At 33.5% G+C, this 19,711-nt stretch carries 13 protein-coding genes; all 13 read left to right on the forward strand.

What is annotated here, in order from left to right; translation table 11 throughout:
• Positions 1 to 612, forward strand: coding sequence for a ClpP family protease (locus ACSAJE_RS11095; RefSeq protein ID WP_458009079.1), 612 nt, complete (start codon positions 1 to 3; stop codon positions 610 to 612).
• A gap of 207 nt (positions 613 to 819) precedes the next feature.
• Complete coding sequence (locus tag ACSAJE_RS11100) at positions 820 to 1,875, forward strand: hypothetical protein (protein ID WP_458009080.1); 1,056 nt, start codon at positions 820 to 822, stop codon at positions 1,873 to 1,875.
• 271 nt (positions 1,876 to 2,146) lie between these two features.
• Positions 2,147 to 6,142 (forward strand): hypothetical protein, encoded by a 3,996-nt coding sequence (locus ACSAJE_RS11105; RefSeq protein WP_458009081.1) that lies wholly within the window; start codon positions 2,147 to 2,149, stop codon positions 6,140 to 6,142.
• A gap of 91 nt (positions 6,143 to 6,233) precedes the next feature.
• Positions 6,234 to 7,223, forward strand: coding sequence for a hypothetical protein (locus tag ACSAJE_RS11110; protein WP_458009082.1), 990 nt, complete (start codon positions 6,234 to 6,236; stop codon positions 7,221 to 7,223).
• 40 nt (positions 7,224 to 7,263) lie between these two features.
• Positions 7,264 to 8,379 carry a toll/interleukin-1 receptor domain-containing protein gene (locus tag ACSAJE_RS11115; protein WP_458009083.1) on the forward strand — a complete coding sequence of 372 codons (1,116 nt, stop codon included), beginning with the start codon at positions 7,264 to 7,266 and terminating at the stop codon, positions 8,377 to 8,379.
• Between the two features lie 217 nt (positions 8,380 to 8,596).
• A complete protein-coding gene (locus ACSAJE_RS11120; RefSeq protein WP_458009084.1) occupies positions 8,597 to 9,148 on the forward strand; it encodes a hypothetical protein in 552 nt (183 codons plus the stop codon).
• A 55-nt stretch (positions 9,149 to 9,203) separates the two neighbouring features.
• Positions 9,204 to 10,337 (forward strand): hypothetical protein, encoded by a 1,134-nt coding sequence (locus tag ACSAJE_RS11125; RefSeq protein ID WP_458009085.1) that lies wholly within the window; start codon positions 9,204 to 9,206, stop codon positions 10,335 to 10,337.
• A gap of 133 nt (positions 10,338 to 10,470) precedes the next feature.
• Positions 10,471 to 12,465 (forward strand): hypothetical protein, encoded by a 1,995-nt coding sequence (locus ACSAJE_RS11130; protein ID WP_458009086.1) that lies wholly within the window; start codon positions 10,471 to 10,473, stop codon positions 12,463 to 12,465.
• 252 nt (positions 12,466 to 12,717) lie between these two features.
• On the forward strand, positions 12,718 to 12,990 hold the full coding sequence (locus ACSAJE_RS11135) for a hypothetical protein (protein WP_458009087.1): 273 nt from the start codon (positions 12,718 to 12,720) through the stop codon (positions 12,988 to 12,990).
• Between the two features lie 98 nt (positions 12,991 to 13,088).
• A complete protein-coding gene (locus ACSAJE_RS11140) occupies positions 13,089 to 14,207 on the forward strand; it encodes an IS110 family RNA-guided transposase (protein ID WP_458008882.1) in 1,119 nt (372 codons plus the stop codon).
• A gap of 473 nt (positions 14,208 to 14,680) precedes the next feature.
• Positions 14,681 to 16,732, forward strand: coding sequence for an AAA family ATPase (locus ACSAJE_RS11145; protein WP_458009088.1), 2,052 nt, complete (start codon positions 14,681 to 14,683; stop codon positions 16,730 to 16,732).
• 105 nt (positions 16,733 to 16,837) lie between these two features.
• Positions 16,838 to 17,665, forward strand: a complete 828-nt coding sequence (locus ACSAJE_RS11150; RefSeq protein WP_458009089.1) for a hypothetical protein — start codon at positions 16,838 to 16,840, stop codon at positions 17,663 to 17,665.
• A gap of 70 nt (positions 17,666 to 17,735) precedes the next feature.
• Positions 17,736 to 19,700 carry a ThiF family adenylyltransferase gene (locus ACSAJE_RS11155; RefSeq protein WP_458009090.1) on the forward strand — a complete coding sequence of 655 codons (1,965 nt, stop codon included), beginning with the start codon at positions 17,736 to 17,738 and terminating at the stop codon, positions 19,698 to 19,700.
• Positions 19,701 to 19,711: the final 11 nt, after the last annotated feature.

Raw genomic sequence — 19,711 nt, forward strand, 5'->3', positions numbered from 1 at the left:
ATGCGTGAAAAAAACAATTTGTTAATGAGAACAAGTACGGGAGTTTCTTTTGTGACAGCGGAAAGTAAGCTGTTTTCGGACGAAAGAAAAATATACATTACTGGCGAGATTAGTGAAGAGATGATGGTGGAATTTAGTCAAAAAATTCAGGTGTTGCTGATGAGTGATAAGGATACGGCTATTTCAATATACGTTGATTCTTGCGGCGGAGAAGTTCGGGCGGGATTAGCGATGTACGAGATGATTAAATCACTAAATAAGATTGTAGAAGTTAACATTTATTGTCTGAGTAAGGCCTGCAGTATGGCTGCAATTTTACTTGCAGCAGGATTAAAGGGACATAGATATCTTATGCCCTATTCGGAAGTTATGATTCATGAACCCTTGATATCATCAAAATCGCAGATGGGAGGAACAGCCTCTACTGTTCGTTCATTAGCCACCTCGCTTGAGGATACAAAAAAGATTATCGACACTATATTGTCAGAACATACAGGGAAGTCCATTGAAGAAATATCATTAGCTACCTCATTTGATAATTATATGTCAGCAAAGGAAGCATGTGAGTTTGGCATTGCAGACAAAATTGTAAGTTTCGATATGATGATCTGATTGATATTTTAATTAATATGGGTATAAATTCGATTAAAAGTATCCCAAGGAGCAATTGCTTATAATATGTATAGATTAAAACGAAGGGAGGAAAAGAAAAATGAACTATAAATATGACAATTGGGAACTAAGAAATAATAGTCCCTAGAGATTAATGCTCCAAAGAACATTTTCAACGTAGGATATGAGAAAGGACAGGTGATATATATGAGAAAAAGTGTAATCAAGAAAATTGCAAAAGTGGTCGTATGTTCAGTGATGGCGTTGGTGTTAACGGCTTCAGGAGTAAATATTCCCAATATGCATACAGACGAAAATGTAGTTGTTGCGAAGGCGGCTTCTGTTAGAAAATGTTTTACAATTTGTAATTGGAATACAAGAGTGTACTCTAACTCGGCGTTGACCATTGGTACTGGATGGATTTATCCAAGCGACGAGGTGACAGTGTATACTGTTACAGGAAGATACTGTTATGTGGGATATCCAACACGGAGAGGAACGCGTAAAGGATACATTGCAACAAATGCTGTCTTGCTTTCAACAGGAGGCAGTACATATAGAAATACAGGAGGTAGTTTTACAACATATAGAAGAATCGGTGGGGCAAAATATGGTACATCCACAAAGGGAGACTCTGTTACCATATTAGGAACATCTGGAAGTTATACACAGATAAAATATAATGTTGCTTCTGGGTATAAGTATGCTTTCGCATTGACTTCTGATGTGGATCGTTGTGTAAAAGGAATAGGACAGAATAATAGTTCAGTATCAAATGCAGGATCGACATATTGCATTTCGGGAAATTTGCTTACTGTAAATGGAACTCAAATGAGTGATTACCGGATTGGAGGAAAATATACAAATAGTAATTATGCGACGGTTAACGGGAGAAAAGTATATATGGCAGGAAGTCAGTGCTGCGGTTATGCAAGATATATTGCCTACAAATTGTATGGCTGTCATGACAAAAGTGCTCCTGGAAAGTTTAGAGATGTTTCGGGTTATGTAGCAGCTGGAAGATTGACGGCAAATAAATTAAAAAGTGCAGTTACAGCAGCAGGAGTCGGTTCGCATATTCGAACTAACGGAAGACAGCATTCGATGTCTATTATAGGTGTTACAGATAGTGGATTTACCATTACAGATGCTAATTCGGATGGGAGATTGACAGTAAGAGTTGCTACTTATACTTGGTCATCGTATATTAATAGTACATATGGGAAAAGAGGATTACTGTATATTAAAAAATATATTGGGTAGTTTGGATAGAGGTATAAATGTAAATACTAACAATTTATTAAGTATAGTAAATTGAATAGATGAGCTGTGATTTCAAAAAAGAGACTCACAGCTCATTTTGTTTAGATAATAAAATATTGTTATTGATTTAAAATAGAACAATGATAGAATATATGTATATATTTGAATACAAGATAATTTATGTGTGTGCGATGGACATTACAGAAGCCCACATACATGGATTTTGATGAAACTGGTGACAAGCAATAAAAGAAGATAGGGGATAATGGTTATGGCTGATATCGGCAATAAAAATTATAGAAATGAAAAAGGAGGAGGGACGATTTCCGAATTTCCGGAAAAAAGAGGTTATGTTCTTGAAAAAAAAGAATATGAAAATTTATTTTATATGAAATACTCATTCTATTCGTTAATGAGAAGGATTCATAATTGGTTTGTTCTAAATCAAACCAGCGATGAATTAAGGAAAGGGTTTCTTCAATTTAAATTGTATGTTTCGGGAGATGAAAAAGATGAAAAAAATAATAAATTTACTTTTAAACGTATGGGAATGTTTTTTTCAGATGAATTTTTAAATGAAAATATGTATGTTTCTGGAAAATATGGAATATCAGAAGCTATGAAGTCAGATTATAAGGGGAAAAAAATTCGCAACATTAATATAACTTCAAAACCCAAAAAACAGAATTGGACTAATAAAGTATCTTTTCAAAGCAATTCATGGTGGAGTATTTTTTGCAAACAGGTGTCTTCAAATTCAATAGTTAAATCATATAGGGATATTATATTGAATGATAGCTTATTTGAAAAAGAAGAAAAAAGGGTGGCCAGTTTAGTGAAAAAATGGTTTCCTACAGAGCATATTAGAAAGAAAATTATAGATGAGGTTCTTGAAAAAGAATTTTTTTCAAGAAAACTTGTTTCGATTCCAGGTAATACTCCGGTTAATTTAAAGGAAAAGGGGGAGGTGTATCCATATGATATAATATATTTGAATGAGGATTTTTTTCAAATGGTTAATACATTGATTAAAAATAAAAAATGTGATAAAAACAAAGTTGCTATTTTCAATTCTGAAGAATATACAAGAGTTGGACTAAAATCATTAGGAATTTATGAGGAAGGAAACGCATTCAATCAGCAAAAGAGTGAAGAGAGAATTAATGACTTTTTTGACGAATTGGAAAGTGATCAAAAAACTATAGGGCTTGACAAAAATAGAAAACTGAAAAAGCTAGATGGTATATATGAAAAAAAGAGATACACATTTGAGTATGAAAAACTTATAAGAAAACAATTTGATATATGTAAAAATAATACCACTAAATTTATTGCTGATGTTATAATTACATCACTATGTTTAACAGATTTGGAAAATGTATTAAAAATAATTTGGGGATGTAAATTTACTAAAAAAGATATAATCAGTGGAGATTTTACGGATAATACAATAAAAACAATTTGTTTATATCCGCTGATTTCAATGGATAATTTAATAGAGGAGTTAGAAGAGTTTGCCAAGGAAAAACCTGATTTCTATAATACTGAATATTCATTTATTAATTTTTTATATTATGAATGTTGGGAAGAAGTTTCGAAATCTATTGTTGGAATAAATTCAAAAGAGAAATTGCTTTTAGAATTTTATGATTTCTATAAAAATTATATTTTTGATGAGGATGTTGAATTTGATGAGGATGTTGAAAATGAAAAAACTCATATAATATACAAAAAGTATGACGCTGATAATTATATAAATAAAAGCTTATGGTTATGTGCAAATATGATTTTAGATTTTCATATGTCAGATTATTATAAAGAAATTGAGTGCATAATCGAAACATTATCTTGTAAAATTGAATTAAAAGACGAAAGAATGCTTTATGCTAAATATGAGATGATTGTAAATGAGAATTATGAAGAAGCATATAGATATTCATTAGAAATATATAGAAGTTCTTTGGAAGAAGGTATTATAGCAACATATATTCTTCCTTGTTTGGAAAAAATAAAGGATGAAAAAAATGCATCTGATTTTTGCTTTGAAGGCAAAGATATAAATGAAAGTATTGAATTTTGGAGTGAGATAAGAAATTTTAATGGTGATGCAAGTGCTATTAGACAGAAATGGAGTGAAAAGAGCAGGAGAGAATTAGAGGATAGGATTAATGTGCTTAAACAAAAATATAATGATTTAGATATGAATGTTAACATTCATAAAGCGAGAAAGTCTATCTCAATAAAAGATAAAACAAAAGATATATATATAGTTTTGGAATTTAGTGAGAAAGCACAGGCGTTTGTAGATTCTATTGTTGACAAAATAGATGTTGAAATAAAGTTAGTATTGCAAAGAAATGAAATGAATAAACTGTATTTTTTGGAAGAATGGTATAAAAATACAAATATAGAAATTGTAAATACAGATATTATTGAAATTATATCAGAATTAGAATTGTATAATCTTTGGGATGGATTTAATGAAGATCCTTTGAGGTTTAAGAATTACTGTGAAAATAATGTTAAGAAGATTCATTTTTTGGCATTAGGGGATAATAAATCAGATAACCTTACATCGGTTATTACGATTATTAATGAAACATGGAAACGTTATGTGATGTATAGAATTTTAGAACCTATTACTGATTACAAAATAGATTTTTCAGAAATTGATATTATTGTGGATTCTATGCCAACTACACCATGGTATTTGGATTCCATCATAAATCGTTTTGAAGATGATTTTTACATAAAAATTAATTCATACTCCGAATATGATTTGGCCATAAGAGAATTATTGATGGAATATCCTCTCTTTTTGTCAGATCTTAATAATAAAAATAATGAGGCTCGACATGATATTCTTGTGTTAGGAGATAATAAAATTATTCCAGATATTATAAAGAATATTTTAATGGTAAACGGTTTCATGAGAAGTGATAAAATTACTAAACAACACTTAACTGCTGCTGCTGCATATAAGTATGAAGACTTTGAGCAAAATATTTGTTCAGATAGTTCTTTGTATATTGTTGATAAAAACGCCTCTGTTATTAGGGATAAAATATTGTGTGATTGTCCAGACATATTTAAAGACAGAGACTATGTACATTGTAAACCTCAATTTTATGATCTTGATATTTTTGGATATAAATTTCATCAACTTTTTGGAGTGCTATCAAAAGATGAATTATATGTTAACCGGTTAGAAAGCATTACAGATTTAGAACAAAAGATACAATTAGAATTATATGACATTGTTAGAAATGCTAATTATATCATTATTGCAACTGACAATGAGGAAGAATCTATTGCATTATCTATGAAAATAAGAGAATATAGATATCGTTGGAATATACAGGATGAACCTGTGATATCTGTATACACACCAGAAAGTAATATAGATGAAAATATAAATGAATTTACTATTGGGAAAGAAACATATGGAAGTGCTTGGCACAGAAACTATCATATTAACATGTTCGGAAAGCGAAGAAAAATATATAGCAAAGAATATCTATATGAAAATTATTTTAATGTAATTAGTCACGAATTACATATGGATGATGATTATAAAAAACGTGAACAGAAAGAAAAGGATTATTATAAAGTGGTGTATAATCGTAAAAGTTGTGATGCGAGGACTATAGCTGTTCCCTATGTGATGTATAGCGTTTTAGGAGAATATATGGTTAAGGATTTCACCTTGAGTGCTAACCATAAAATGGGGATAAATAAATGGAGTATGGATATTTTCTGTGATTTTATAGATAATTATTTGACTAAGTATCACAGTATCGTAGGAGATGAGAAAAGTAGAGGAATTCATCCTGGATGGAGAGAAATTATAGCATGTCTTGAACATCATAGGTGGAATTATTGGATGATGGCGGTACAAGGCTATTCGAGCAGTCCGTTTGGCGATGAAACAATGCAATATGTAAAAGATACAATTAGGAGTTGGGCAGAAAGAACAACAGAAATTACTAAGGATAATGAAAAAAATGCTGTTCGAGACAATAAATTGTATATAGCAAAAATGCATTTTGCGATAAGGACATTTGATAGTTTAGGAGAACCCGAAGATATTCAGGGAGATGCGTGTGGATTTGAGAAAACCATGTTGGAATTACATGATGAGAAAGGTGTAACAGAAGGGATGAGTACGACAAAAAATAGAAAATATGATAGGAAATACGCTATGGAAATGGTTAGTTCTTTGGCGAGGGCATTTAATATTAGATCATATAACGATAAATCGAGATAAAAAATGTTGATGCTTGGGGAAGATGGAATAATATTTGAAAAATTTTATCTTCCCCGCATTTTGAGTGATTATTAGGGAGGAATATCGTACTATGAAAAAAAATGTAAAGATAATATTTAATAATAAACTTGATATAGAAAATATAGAAAAAAATGATATTATTACGATATTAAAAAAACAAGCAATAAACATATGCAACACAGGAAGTTTTGATTGTTGCATAATTATTGGGCAGATAAAGAAAAACAAATATGTATTTTTATTAAGTACAACTTATATGACAAGAGCAGGGGACTTGTTTAGATATTTGGATAAGCACCTATTGCATTTCGAAATTGAAAATTTTGAGGAGGGGACTGATAGGATGAAAGTCTCTTCGTGGTATTTTACTATATTAAACGAGGAATCAGGAAAAGAAATGAATGAGCCGTTGAAGATTGATATAGAAAAAACAATTGACGAATATGTTGCTGGTGCTACTGTTATAGATGGGAGAACATATTATCAATCCAATGCAGATGAGATTCGCCAGTTGCCTTTATATAATAAGAAAAGCATATTACGATGTTATGTTAATGTGAGTGACATCAAAAAGGACTATGGGTTGGCAGATGAGGATGTAATTACATTGAAAACCTTGGAAAATGAAAGTGGTGTGGCATTGAAAGCTGGCGGCAATGATATTATAATGATAGGAAGCAAGGGTGAACCGTATAATATGCCTAAGATGAAATTTCAAGAATTATATCAAGAAGTTGCAAAAGGCAACTTGGCTGCTGAGGTATCTGATGAGTATGAATATGTGCCGAATGCATTTATAAATGGTTCAGAAAAGGCGGTTGATTTGTTGAAATATGCATATGTTTGTACATCGAAAAAGAAAAACGTTGTTTATGCAAAAAAAGTTACTGATGGAATATATAAGGTTTTTTCGGCAAGAATAGCAGGAACTAATCAATATTATTATGGTGTGGCGGACGAAAGACCATTTTATCTTACGGTTGATAAAGATGATATTACATCTGTTCATATCATTGATGCGGATGCATTTGCAAAAAGCTACGAGATGGTAGTATCTTAAGATTTTGAGGGGCTAAAATATAGGAAGGATGGAGTTATATATGAAAGAAGGTATTTATCCTAGATCGTATGAAGGTGATGAGTCATATGCTTTTATTAGTTATGCTCATAAAGATAGTGCAACGGTTTGGCCTATTATTGATCATATGGACAAGGATGGCTATCGTATTTGGTATGACGATGGGATCAGACCCGGAACTGAATGGGATGACAATGTGGCTGAACACATTCAAAAGGCTGATTATTTTGTTGCATTTATAAGCGAAGATTATATAAAAAGTGATAATTGCCGTGATGAATTGAATTATGCAAGAGACCTTAATAAAGCACGCGTGTTGATTTATATTGAAAAGGTTGAATTGCCAGGTGGATTAGCTATGCGATTAAGAAGGTTACAGTCTGTTCGTAAATATAAATTTGAAAGTGACGAAGAGTTTTATGAAAAGTTATACCAAGCAGAGAATATTACTATATGTAAAAGACAACAAGAGACGATACCGGCAGAAATTAAAGAATTATATGAACAGATAAAATCCCTAGATTTAATGAAATATTATAAGTATAATACATATATAGATATAGACAAGCTGTTATTAGATTTTTCGAAGGAGTTATATTCAGTAGGGGTTTGCGAGATTAATACAGAAATCAAATATAAGTTTCGATATTTGCAAATGATGTGTACTGATTTTAAGGAAGCGTTTGTGGATAGATCAGGTTATGTATCTTTTTTCGTGAAGGACTTATCGCTTGTTGAATTACAGAAGAGATATGAAACCTACTTGATGTATGTGTCCAAATATCAAATTAGAATAGCTACGTTTACTCTCTCTGTAGACCGAATAAGAGAATATGAAAATTATTTTCGGGAAATTGATCTTAATGAAGAACAAATCAAACATATTTTAGCAGATTTAATTGAAATGGGTGATTATGCAAAAAGAATAGACAAGGTGAAAAAAACTACAGAAAAATTGGAGTGCTTCAATATATCCAGGAATAGAAGGAATCAGTTAATGGTTAAAGCGGCAATGCTCTTATATAATGATTTTTTGAGAAAGACAGATATGGTAATTGACGGGCTTATCGAGGAAAACGGAAAAGAAAAAGCATATGAAATATTATTGAATGATCCGGAATTACTTAGAATATACTAGAAATTTTCATTTTAATAAAGATAGACGCCTTAGGAAAGATTTTGGTTGCTTTCCTAAGGCTTTTTTATTGTACAAAATTATTTGAAATAGAAATGATTAAATATAGGTACATTTTGATTAATAATATGTGCTGTTGTTTTTAGTATGCTATATACATAAGAAAAATTATAGCATAGTTGTATGTTTATGAAATGTGCATTGAAAGGAGAATGTGGAAATGAGGAAGGATTCAATTAAAAAAATTTTTACTAAAATTGAACATATTTTGACAGATCAAGAAAATATTAAATCTGTAGAAAAACAAAGAGAAAGGTTACCAGAAGTTATGTTTCGTTGCGAATTATTATCGGGTGACAATAATAAGAGAAGCGTTTTTGTGACTTTTCGTTGTGTAGAGGGTACTAAAATAGATATTTCATATATGTGTATTATTAATAAATACAAAAATTTTCCGTTATCAGTTGGGAAAGAGCTAGCCATGGAATTGTCAAGAAAATATAGATTTGTCAAGGCTTATTTTAGGGAAGAAGATAATGATGGAGAAATAGAAAATCAGTTTATTGGAGAATATGATTGTATTTATGATTATGAAAAAGAAAGCTTTGAAAGAAGTTTAGCATACATATCCGAAACTGTATTTTCTATTTTAGGAGATTTTATTGATTTTGACCAAGATCTGTTAAGGAATATTTATGAAGAAAAACAGAAGAAAACTAATAATTTGTCTGAGGTGAAGACTATAAATATTAATCCTAATCCATTTGATTAGAATTATATATTTTATGTTGTGGTGTTGTATACAATATTAAAAGGGGGACGACAAAATGGTGACAAAAGCATATATAAAAAATAAATTAGAATGTGGGATATTTGGAATACTAAGTGTTGGGTATGTGATATTATATATTTTGATAACTTTTGGAATGAAAAGTGGGGATTCAATTGTAACCATGATAATAAAGATGGTTGTTTCAATTTGTGTAGTAAGCGTGTCTCTCTTTTTCTTTAGCAGATATATTGATGATTTTGGTGATGCTGGTGTTAAATCCATTGCATACTTTATGTTCGGACTGTGCCTGTTTTACTGTATTATGTTTTTTATTGATAAACAATCAAATTTAGTTTCCATATTAAAAGGAGAAAATATACAAATATGGAAAATTTGCATACATAAATCGGTTGTCTTTAATATAGAAATTTTGATGACTCCTTTATTGATGATTGTAATTCGCTCGTGTTTGAAGACAGATGAGTTGATAAAAAGTAAAATGTTAGTGATGTGTATTGTTATATTGCATTCGATTATGAGCTTGTCGCTATTTATTGAGCAATGGAATAACAATACATATGCGTTTCAATTGGTATATTTATTATGGGTTTCTGTATGCTGGCTCATATTGGTATTGGCGAAATCCAAGACAAGTGATGATAAAAAGTCTAAATATAAACATGCAGCAGCTTCAGTAATATTGTATACAATTTTTATGTTTATTTTAATAATAGCAGGTATCATGATATTTAAAAGAGAATTTATGCCAGACTGTAGTTCAAAGAGTTGCATGTATTCAGGTTACTTCGAGGAAACTTGTAGGCGTTTGGATAATAGAGGTTCTAGGATGCGTGCTGCCAATATTGCAGATTTTATATTTATTAATGCCGGTAGAGGGTTATTGATAGGATATATTTTAAGCATGGTTGCTTTTATAAAGATAGCATGGGACTTTTTGGGATTAAAATATGGAGAGTATAAAGTGTTGCAACCTGTTTATAATTGTGCCTTTTATCTTTTATTTATTAAAATTTTTGCAGGAATATGTTATGGATTGAGACTATCTACTTGGAAAATGGGATTGCCATTTAGTGGAACTGTTAGTGATGTGGTGTGTGATGTCGTGATAGTTATCTTGTTACTTATAAGTAATAGACAAAATCGGATGCTAGAAAAGATGTTGCTGTAACCATAGTAAAAATGATATGATTTATGCTGGTGGAGATATTGCCATTATTGGGGCTGATATATACATTTGGCTGTAAAAGATGCAATAATGGTTTAAAACGGATGACCGCTGATGTTAGATAGGAGGTTATATAATGGGATTTAAAGATAAATTTCGGAATGATTATTTTATTTCATTTCGAAACAGGAATAACGGAGCAAAGATTGCTGCAAATATACATAGAGGATTAGAAGATGCTGGATATACCAATTATTATAATCCTAAGCAACATAATCAGGAAAAAAATGGATATCCAAGGAGATTGCATAGAAATGTTAGGCACTGTAAGGTCTTTGTGTGGATTTTGACAGAGGACTGTATGATCGCACGAGAAGACAAGCCGGACTACTATTTTGCAGAGATTATATGGGCACATAAGCATAAAAAATGTATAGTACCCATTATGTCTAAGGCATTTAGAAATAATAGAATTGATAATGATGTGTTAAAAAAACAGCTTTATAAGGCGTACAACAATTTGCTGAAATATAATATTCTTTCATCACATGATAAAAGGGTAGTGGATGATATTGTAAGAAGATATTGCACGGATTTCAGCATTTGGGGTGGTCATGACATACCGGAAGATAATCCGTTAAGTGAGAAAATTGTTCCGGAAATTGTTGGTAGAATAAGCAAAACCAGAGGGGTTTATCCATTGAAAAACAGATGGATAAAGATTCCGATCATTCATATGGCAGTATTACTTATGATAATTTTGACAGCTGCTGGAATTAAAAAAAGTATAGATATGCATGATCAGACGATTTGGGACGGAAGCACAACTGTAAAGGGTGGATGGTCTTCTTTTAAGGGGGATGGGACTAAAGAACATCCATATAAAATAAATACTGCTAGGCAGCTTGCGTGGCTTTCATATACAAGTCAAATAAATAGCTTCTATGGACAATATTTTGAGTTGGATGCAGATATTACATTAAATCCTCATAATGCTAAGGGGATTAGAAATGCGACGGAAAGTTATATAGATTTAGATGGAACAGGGGAATCTCTTGTTTTGGATAAAGATGCAACTCATAATTGGACTCCGATTGGAAATAAAGATTATCCGTTTTCAGGATCATTTGATGGAAATGGTCATATGATTTATGGTTTATTATTAAAAAATGAATCACAGGATTATCAGGGACTATTTGGTTTGTGCAGTTCAGAAAGTAGAGTAGTCAATGTTAATATTACCTGTGCCACTTTAAGCTCATCAGGCTCCTATATTGGTACCATTGTGGGTAAGTCTGAAGGATTGATTGATGAATGCTCGGTATATTCTGCAATGGTTTGGGGGAAAAAATATGTTGGCGGAATTGCAGGCGAGGCAAATGTTATTAGTAATTCATTTGCAAACGCATGGATAGAATCAAGTCAAAAAATAAAGTCGAATGAGTCTGGAAAATATAAAGGGGGAATTGCAGGAAAATGCCGTTATCTTATTAATAGTTCTGCCAGTTCAGTGCTAAACGATATCGAGGGTGAATTTGTGGGAGGATTTGCAGGAGAACTGACAAAAGGTGGATACAATTGTGTGGAATTGGGGACAACTGTAAGTCCATTTGGCGGAGGACATTATATGGAAAAGAATGTTCCAATTACTGTTTGCAATGTTTTGGGCGGCTATAGAGGCAATGATGAAAAATATTCTAATATATATTATAATGAAGGTGACAGGATGGCTGTTCAATTTGGAAAAAAACATTATGAGAAATTATTAAAAAAATATCCTGATTTTTTTAAGGGATTTGATGGATTATCATTTAATGTTTGTAGTTTTTTCCCATTTAATTATCACGATTATGGTATTGACTCTGGAAAATATAATCAGATATCAAAAAAAATGCAGATTGATACCGTTACACTTACTTTAAATAATGGAATTACTGATGTGAAAAAGAATCGACCAGATATATATTCAATATTAAGCGAATATGGTGAGGACGATGAAACATTACAATTAGTAGAATGGAGTGATAGCAAAAATTCAAAAGGTGCTTTTGCAAATGAGTTGAAAAATAGCCCATGGTTAAAGAGTGTTCTTGATATCCGAAACAAATGGGACAGTGCATATGGGAGATAACTGATTTAATTAGTCGAGTTATAATTTAGGATTTTTTCAAGCTGATAAGCAGATTGAAGAGATCCTTTTTTAGTACAAAAGATTTCATATATAAGAATAGTTAGGCACTTCTAATCTGATTTTCGTTTCAATTAATATAGATGGATAATTGAATAAAATATTCTATGTACGGATTACTGTACTATTATATCAAGTTCAACAGAGGTTGAAATTAATTATAGTAATGTTGGATTAGAACAGGGAGGTAGTAATATGGACACAGTTATTAATGGCATTAATCCGTATAATACGCAGTTACTTGAAGAAGTTACCAGATATGAAAGATGGGATGAGTGTAAGGGGAAAATTGACTCGATTTGTAAGGCGGGGGCATTTATTACATTAGATAATGGGGAAAAGGCGTTTTCGTATGAGTGTGGTTGCTTGCCGGTTGGAACACAAATTGTATGCACCGTACTTAGAAAGGCAAAGGAAGAGCAGAATAAAAAAATGTTAGTGGGATTTGATTCATTAGACAATATGTAATGACCTCCACTTTGTAACTTCGTGGATTTACCTGTATACTAATGATTGTCAAAAGCAAATAGTAACAGGGATTACCGCATACAAAGGGAGGTCATCAAATGAATTATAACACAGTTTACGTAGGAATGGATGTTCACAAGGAAAGTTTTTCACTTTGTGCTTACACAATTGAAGCCGAAAAGGCTTCTCACTACCAGAGGACAGAAGCTGATTACAAAAAAGTTCTGAACTATCTGGAGTTTCTTAGAACCATCTACGGAGACGATGCTAACTTCATATGTGGTTATGAGGCTGGCTGCTTCGGTTATACTTTGTATCACCAATTAACGGCGAACAATGTAAAATGCATTATTCTCGCTCCTACTACAATGCTTGAACAGCGTAGTAAAAAGCGTATAAAAACAGACAGACGTGATGCTGAAATCATTGCCAAATGTCTTGCACAGCATAACTACAGCCCTGTTCATATCCCAACTGCAAAGGATGAAGAAACAAAAGAATTCCTGCGCATGAGGGACGATCACAAACTAGCACTGAAAAAAGTGAAGCAGCAGATTCTTGCGTTCTGTTTACGCCATAACTATCGCTATGACGGAAAAAGTCATTGGACAGCAGCTCATCTTAAATGGCTTAAGGCCTTAACTCCTGAGGCTCTGTACAAGGAGATCCTCGACGAATACCTGCTGACATACCAGACACTATCAGACAAGATTGAACGATTGGATAAGCGTATTGAGGAGCTTGCAACACAGGATGAATACAAGGAAGCAGTGAAAAAGCTTTGCTGCTTCATCGGTGTGAAGACACATACTGCACTTTCTGTTCTGGTTGAAGTCGGTGATTTCAAGCGCTTTGCTTCTGCCCAGCACTTTGCTTCTTACCTCGGTCTTGTACCTGGTGAAGATTCCAGCGGCGATGATCAGAACAGACTAGGAATTACCAAAGCAGGAAACAGGCATGTACGGCTACTCCTAACAGAAGCGTCACAATGCTATGCAAGAGGACAGGTTGGTTTCAAATCCAAAGAACTGAAGTCCCGTCAGTCAGGGAATACACCTGCAGTCATCGCTTATGCTGACAAAGCTAACGAGCGTCTAAGACGCCGATACTACAAGATGGTGCTTAATAAGTATAAGAAACATAATGTAGCCAAAACAGCAATCGCAAGGGAACTTGCATGCTTCATGTGGGGCATGATGACAGATAACATTGCCTGACGTGGGGATAACATCGTGCTGCTACTGTCAAGACCAAGCCGCCTATGGCGGTGCTTGCGCAGCCTTGACATCATCATCCCGCTGTTATGGTGGGTAATTAAGCAGATGTAAGATGGCTTACGCCACATACATCTGGCCAATACAAAGTAACAACTGAAGACATCTTGAAAGGGCTTCGGCCATTTCAAGGTTCGAGCTATCTACGATTCAACTATGTCGGTACAGATAGATCTGTGATCCACGCTTTTAGACGGTAGAGCTCACGGCGGACCATTGACCTGTAGGTAACCAATCCACGTATATCAGAGTGGCCAAGGCCGAGAACTGATACTCCGAGGCTCTTTCTGGGTGCCTTCAGCAACAATTAAATAAAGTTTGTGGTGATTTCTGTTAATTTGTACTTGACAAGAGGTCATTACATATCAGTTGATGAGTATGAAAAGGTTTGTTAGCTCAGAGGGGAGATGTTTAGTATGGGGAAAAAAAGTATATGGATTTATAGACGCGAGAATGATGCATTGTATCCTATTTTCGAGGTTGGGAAAGAATCACGGAAACTTTTATTTGAGATAAATAACCCTATAGAGAGTATATATACATTTTGCAAAATAGGTGTTGAGAATGATGGCGATTTCGATATAGAGGATACATATATTTTCCAGGTACCGGGCAATGAGGAAGAATACATGATGAATATGTATATATCAAACGAGCAGGGATCTCCTTTTGTATATGTAGTAGTAAAAAATCAGCTGGGAGTTAAAATTGTAGAGAACAATTACTTAGTTGGGGAACCAAATATAGTGGAAGATTACATACAGTCAAATGATTTGACTGTGGTATCTGGCGGTGATTGTGAATCGCTGTCTCAAATAGAAATGGAAAGCAGTTGCATTCAAAGAGAGGAATTTAACAATGCACTATTAGAATTAGAAAATATGCCTGGATTAGCAGAAATAAAAGAAGAAGTGAATAAATTGGTGGAATGTGTTCAGGTAGAAAAGTATAGAAAAAGTATGGGATTGCCAGCGTTAAATATATCTCATCATTTGGTTTTTACTGGAAATCCTGGGACAGGGAAAACAACAGTTGCAAGATTATTAGGGAAAATATATGCAGAATTAGGTGTGATTGGCTGCGATAAGGTGGTTGAAATTGATCGCAGCGGATTAGTTGAAGGATATGTAGGCCAGACTGCCATCAAGACAAAAAAAGTTATTGAATCTGCTATGGGTGGTATTTTATATATTGACGAAGCTTATACACTTGCAAAGGATGGAAATGACTTTGGGCAGGAAGCTATTGATACACTTCTGAAAGAAATGGAAGATCATAGAGATGATTTGATTGTAATTGTGGCAGGATATGAAGATCAAATGAGCAAATTCATATATAGCAATCCTGGATTAAAATCTCGATTTAAAACTTTTATAAATTTTCGGGATTATAGTGGGGAGGAGTTGTATGAAATTTTTGAGCATTTATGTAAAAAAAGTAATATGCAAGTTGAACAAGAGGCATTACCAGACTTAAAGGATTATTTTATGCGAATGGCTAGGAACAAATCACCTCATTTTGCCAATGGAAGGGAGGTTAGAAATTATTTTGAAAAGGTAGTTTGTTGCCAGGCACATCGTATTTCTATAGAAAAGAATCCAACGATAAATATGCTTTCTATGATTACATGTGAAGACCTAGAGATTCATAATAATAATGAGACACAAACACAGGTAATAAATGAATTAATGAGTATGACCGGATTGGATCGAGTAAAGAAGGAAATGCAGGCTATATTAGCAATGATTAAAATACAAAAGGCGAGAGAGGAACAGGGATTAAAAACGGATAAATTATCATATCATATGGTATTTTCTGGAAATCCAGGGACTGGAAAGACGACTGTTGCTAGAATTGTTGCGAAAATATTAAACTCTATTGGGGTTATTGCTGAGGACAAGTTGGTCGAGGTGGATTCGTCTATGTTGATAGCAGGATATACGGGGCAGACGGCAATAAAGACCATGGATGTAATTAATAGAGCCATTGGAGGAGTTCTTTTTATTGATGAAGCATATACTCTTGAGCGAAGTGTAGGTGGATTTGGGCAAGAGGCTATAGATACACTGCTAAAAGCGATGGAAGATTATAGAGATAATTTGGTAGTAATTGTTGCTGGTTATGAAAAGGAAATGCAGAGGTTTATAGCTTCTAATCCTGGATTGAAATCAAGATTTAGTAATTATATTTATTTTGAGGATTATTCAGCTACAGAACTTTTTATCATTTTCAAAAAATGTTGCGAAAAGGAACAATATAAAATGGATTTAGATGCGGAAAGATTGTTACAGGAGTATATTGGCAACAACAAAAAACAGTTTTCGGGAAATGGACGTGATATCAGAAATTTGTTCGAAAAAATGAAAAAAGAGCAAGCAAACAGATTACAAGATGAAGAATATAGTCTGAAAGAGTTAATGCTGGTTACAAGAGATGATATTGAAGAAATAATAAAAAAGGGAAAATAAATAAAATAGACATAGATTTAATTAATTTAGTTTGTTGTTAATATGTGCAATTATATATTTAGATCAAAGGAACCCATATAGTTTTACAGGAAAGGAGAAAGCTTTATGAAAAGTTTGTATGAAGCAGGAAAGGAGCAAACAGGTAGTTGGTGCAGTGATACTATTATTGAAATGAAGGAGGAAATAAGCATGAAAAAGGTATTGTTAATGGTAGAGGAGGGTAATATGTCACATATTGTCAATGGGGAATTTGGAGGAACACCTATGACGCAGTCCGAGGAAATTGCTAATCTTACGAAAAGCGTTAAAAGTGGAAAAGGAATGGTAATGGGACCGGGAGGGGTCATTAGACCAAAAGGAGATTCTTCAATTAAGCCAGAGGAAGGGAACTTCACTGAAGTTAAGGCGGGAACTTTCGCAGGAAATCATCCTGATCAGTGGTATGAAAAAAGTCCACTTATTTTTCAAGGAGAAGTTGCAGAAATGAGGAGACAGTATCCGGATGCACAATTGGGCTTTTTACAGTCGACTGGTGATATGTACTGGGTGGTAACGCTTAATATGACCGAAACGGGAATTATCAAACCGTACAAAATAATGTTAATGTATGACAAGTGCCATCCATCGAACTCAAATTATGGGGGTAGCGTTAAGTCGATTTTACTAGATCCGGATGTCACAGAACTTAGAGAACGTGCAAAACAAGCAGGAAGAAAGAGCATACCTCATCTTTTGGGATCAGATAATTCTTTTGTATATTTGTGTACACGCCTTCCGGAGCAGGTTCAGGCGGGAAGACAGAATCTTAGTGCGGTACAAGCGGCTGGTAATGCAGCAGATTGGATATTAGCTTTTGAACTTGGATTGCGTGATAAAAGCGTATGGAACCATAAGTTTTGTGGGGAAGCACACCGTAATGCATGGATTGTATAATTGTTAATGGAAAGAGTAATAGGAGTAGATCATTGATATGCATGTGCCTAAGAAAGAGAGGAAATTTATTATGAAAAGAAAATCAGGTGTTGATAAAAGTGTACCGTCATCTTGTGTTTCGAAAAGAATGACAAGTTCGCTAAAATATGTATATAAGGATTATAAAAAAAATGAAAAGTGTAAACAAATTTTGCTGTCAGACAAGGCATTTGCAAAGATTGTATCCGAAACATTATCATATGGAGAGAATGAAACGGGTGGTGTTTTGATTGGTTATATCAGTAATGGAATTTGGTATGTAACAGATGTAATTGATGCAGGACTTAAACAGGATACGACTCACACGGTTACATATTTTGTATATGATGAAAATTATGTTAACCATAGAATTCAGAGGGAAGGAATGATATATAAATATCAGCCGACATGTTTGGGATTTTTTCATCGTCATCCGAATTCGTTTGATAGGTTCTCGGCTCCAGATGAAAGGACAATGAGAGAGCATTGCAGAACGAGCAAGCATGGAATTATATCAATGCTTGTGAATATTGATCCGCATATGCGTTTTACATTCTATTATGCGTCCAAAAAGAATGAATTATTCCGGGTGTCGTATAAAGTTGGAGATAAAAATATTCCAAAAGAGTTTTTTGAGGTCGCAACATATGATTTAATAGCAGAACGTCTTAATACAAATATTTGCTTAACAAGACCGGATTTGCAGAAAGTTATACATAAAGAAGAGAAAAGTAATACAAAGAATCAATTAGATGGCAATTGGAGCAGGGGGCATGGGGCAAAAAAAATAGGAGCGAATACAGAAAAAATGGTCAGTTTTGAATCATCAATGCTGATGACGGATAAGAAATTATTAGAACGTATCGAAAAAATGGATGCAAATCGTTATTTAAAGCAGGACAAGTTGGTGGTTCCAGAAAATCTGATGAAAAATAGTGGGTTTGAGGGACCGTTATATGGTTTTATGCCAACAACAGGAGAGTACACAGTGTTAAGCTGGGGAACAGAAATGGAGCAGGTTCTTGGATCAAAGCTCATTGGTTATAAAATCAAATCAAATGATTTTCTCAAGAACAAAATTAGTGAGGCAGTATCAGATCTTATATTTGTAAAGGACAATACAGGGTGGCTGTATAATGCTGATACGAACGAAATGAAAAATATCGAGTTAGAGGAATATGCATTGACTCAAAGTTTGGTTTCCAGAAATAGTGGATTATTGGAATCAAATTGGATGAATGAGGCTACGGTAGTTATCAGTGGTTGTGGTAGTGTGGGAAGCCTGATTGCGTATCAAATGGCACGATCCGGTGTGGGAACCATTGTATTGATCGATCCTGATAATTTGGAGATTCATAATATTGCTCGTCACCAGCTCAACCTTGTTGACATTGGACGGAAAAAAGTTGATGCTGTTGCAGAAAAACTTAAATTGATTAATCCTAACGTTATTGTCAAAGCATTTGCCAGGTCATTTCAAGATGTGCCTATATCATGTTATATTGAATGTATTCGGAAGAAGGAAAAGACATTATTTATAGGTGCATGTGACAATCGTGTGGGAAATGCAAATGTTTGTCATATAGCTTCAGATTTGGGAATAGCTTTTGCTGCGATAGGCTTTTTGCCTAGAGCGTGGGGGACGGAGATCTTTACCATGCTGCCAGGACAATTAGATTACGAGACTGTTTTTGAAAAACAAATAAAGGAGGCCGTTTTAAGAGAAAGAAGTAATCATCTTTATCTCGATGAGGAAGATAAAAGTAAAGTAACATTTGAGCCGGGATTGGCTGTAGACATTGAATATGGAACCTCTTTTTTTGATAAAATTGTGTTAGATATTCTTAATAGAGATAATGAAAATTATCACATGAGAATCCTGGATCAATTAACACAATATACTTTGTTGCCGGGAACACAGGATATTCCCGATGCATTTTATAAAAAGTATTTACAACCGTTGTCACCGATGCCAATTGAGCTTGATGCAACCTATTATGAATTGGAAAATAGTTAAAATTTTGGATT

The organism is Jutongia sp. SJQ-6 (genome assembly GCF_054161275.1).

Excerpts from the sequence above, each read along its gene's own strand:
- ACSAJE_RS11145 (WP_458009088.1), top strand. The coding sequence starts at position 14,681 with ATGGGGAAAAAAAGTATATGGATTTATAGACGCGAGAATGATGCATTG.
- ACSAJE_RS11105 (WP_458009081.1), top strand. The coding sequence starts at position 2,147 with ATGGCTGATATCGGCAATAAAAATTATAGAAATGAAAAAGGAGGAGGG.
- ACSAJE_RS11120 (WP_458009084.1), top strand. The coding sequence starts at position 8,597 with ATGAGGAAGGATTCAATTAAAAAAATTTTTACTAAAATTGAACATATT.
- ACSAJE_RS11135 (WP_458009087.1), top strand. The coding sequence starts at position 12,718 with ATGGACACAGTTATTAATGGCATTAATCCGTATAATACGCAGTTACTT.
- ACSAJE_RS11130 (WP_458009086.1), top strand. The coding sequence starts at position 10,471 with ATGGGATTTAAAGATAAATTTCGGAATGATTATTTTATTTCATTTCGA.
- ACSAJE_RS11110 (WP_458009082.1), top strand. The coding sequence starts at position 6,234 with ATGAAAAAAAATGTAAAGATAATATTTAATAATAAACTTGATATAGAA.
- ACSAJE_RS11100 (WP_458009080.1), top strand. The coding sequence starts at position 820 with ATGAGAAAAAGTGTAATCAAGAAAATTGCAAAAGTGGTCGTATGTTCA.
- ACSAJE_RS11095 (WP_458009079.1), top strand. The coding sequence starts at position 1 with ATGCGTGAAAAAAACAATTTGTTAATGAGAACAAGTACGGGAGTTTCT.
- ACSAJE_RS11125 (WP_458009085.1), top strand. The coding sequence starts at position 9,204 with ATGGTGACAAAAGCATATATAAAAAATAAATTAGAATGTGGGATATTT.
- ACSAJE_RS11155 (WP_458009090.1), top strand. The coding sequence starts at position 17,736 with ATGAAAAGAAAATCAGGTGTTGATAAAAGTGTACCGTCATCTTGTGTT.
- ACSAJE_RS11115 (WP_458009083.1), top strand. The coding sequence starts at position 7,264 with ATGAAAGAAGGTATTTATCCTAGATCGTATGAAGGTGATGAGTCATAT.
- ACSAJE_RS11140 (WP_458008882.1), top strand. The coding sequence starts at position 13,089 with ATGAATTATAACACAGTTTACGTAGGAATGGATGTTCACAAGGAAAGT.
- ACSAJE_RS11150 (WP_458009089.1), top strand. The coding sequence starts at position 16,838 with ATGAAAAGTTTGTATGAAGCAGGAAAGGAGCAAACAGGTAGTTGGTGC.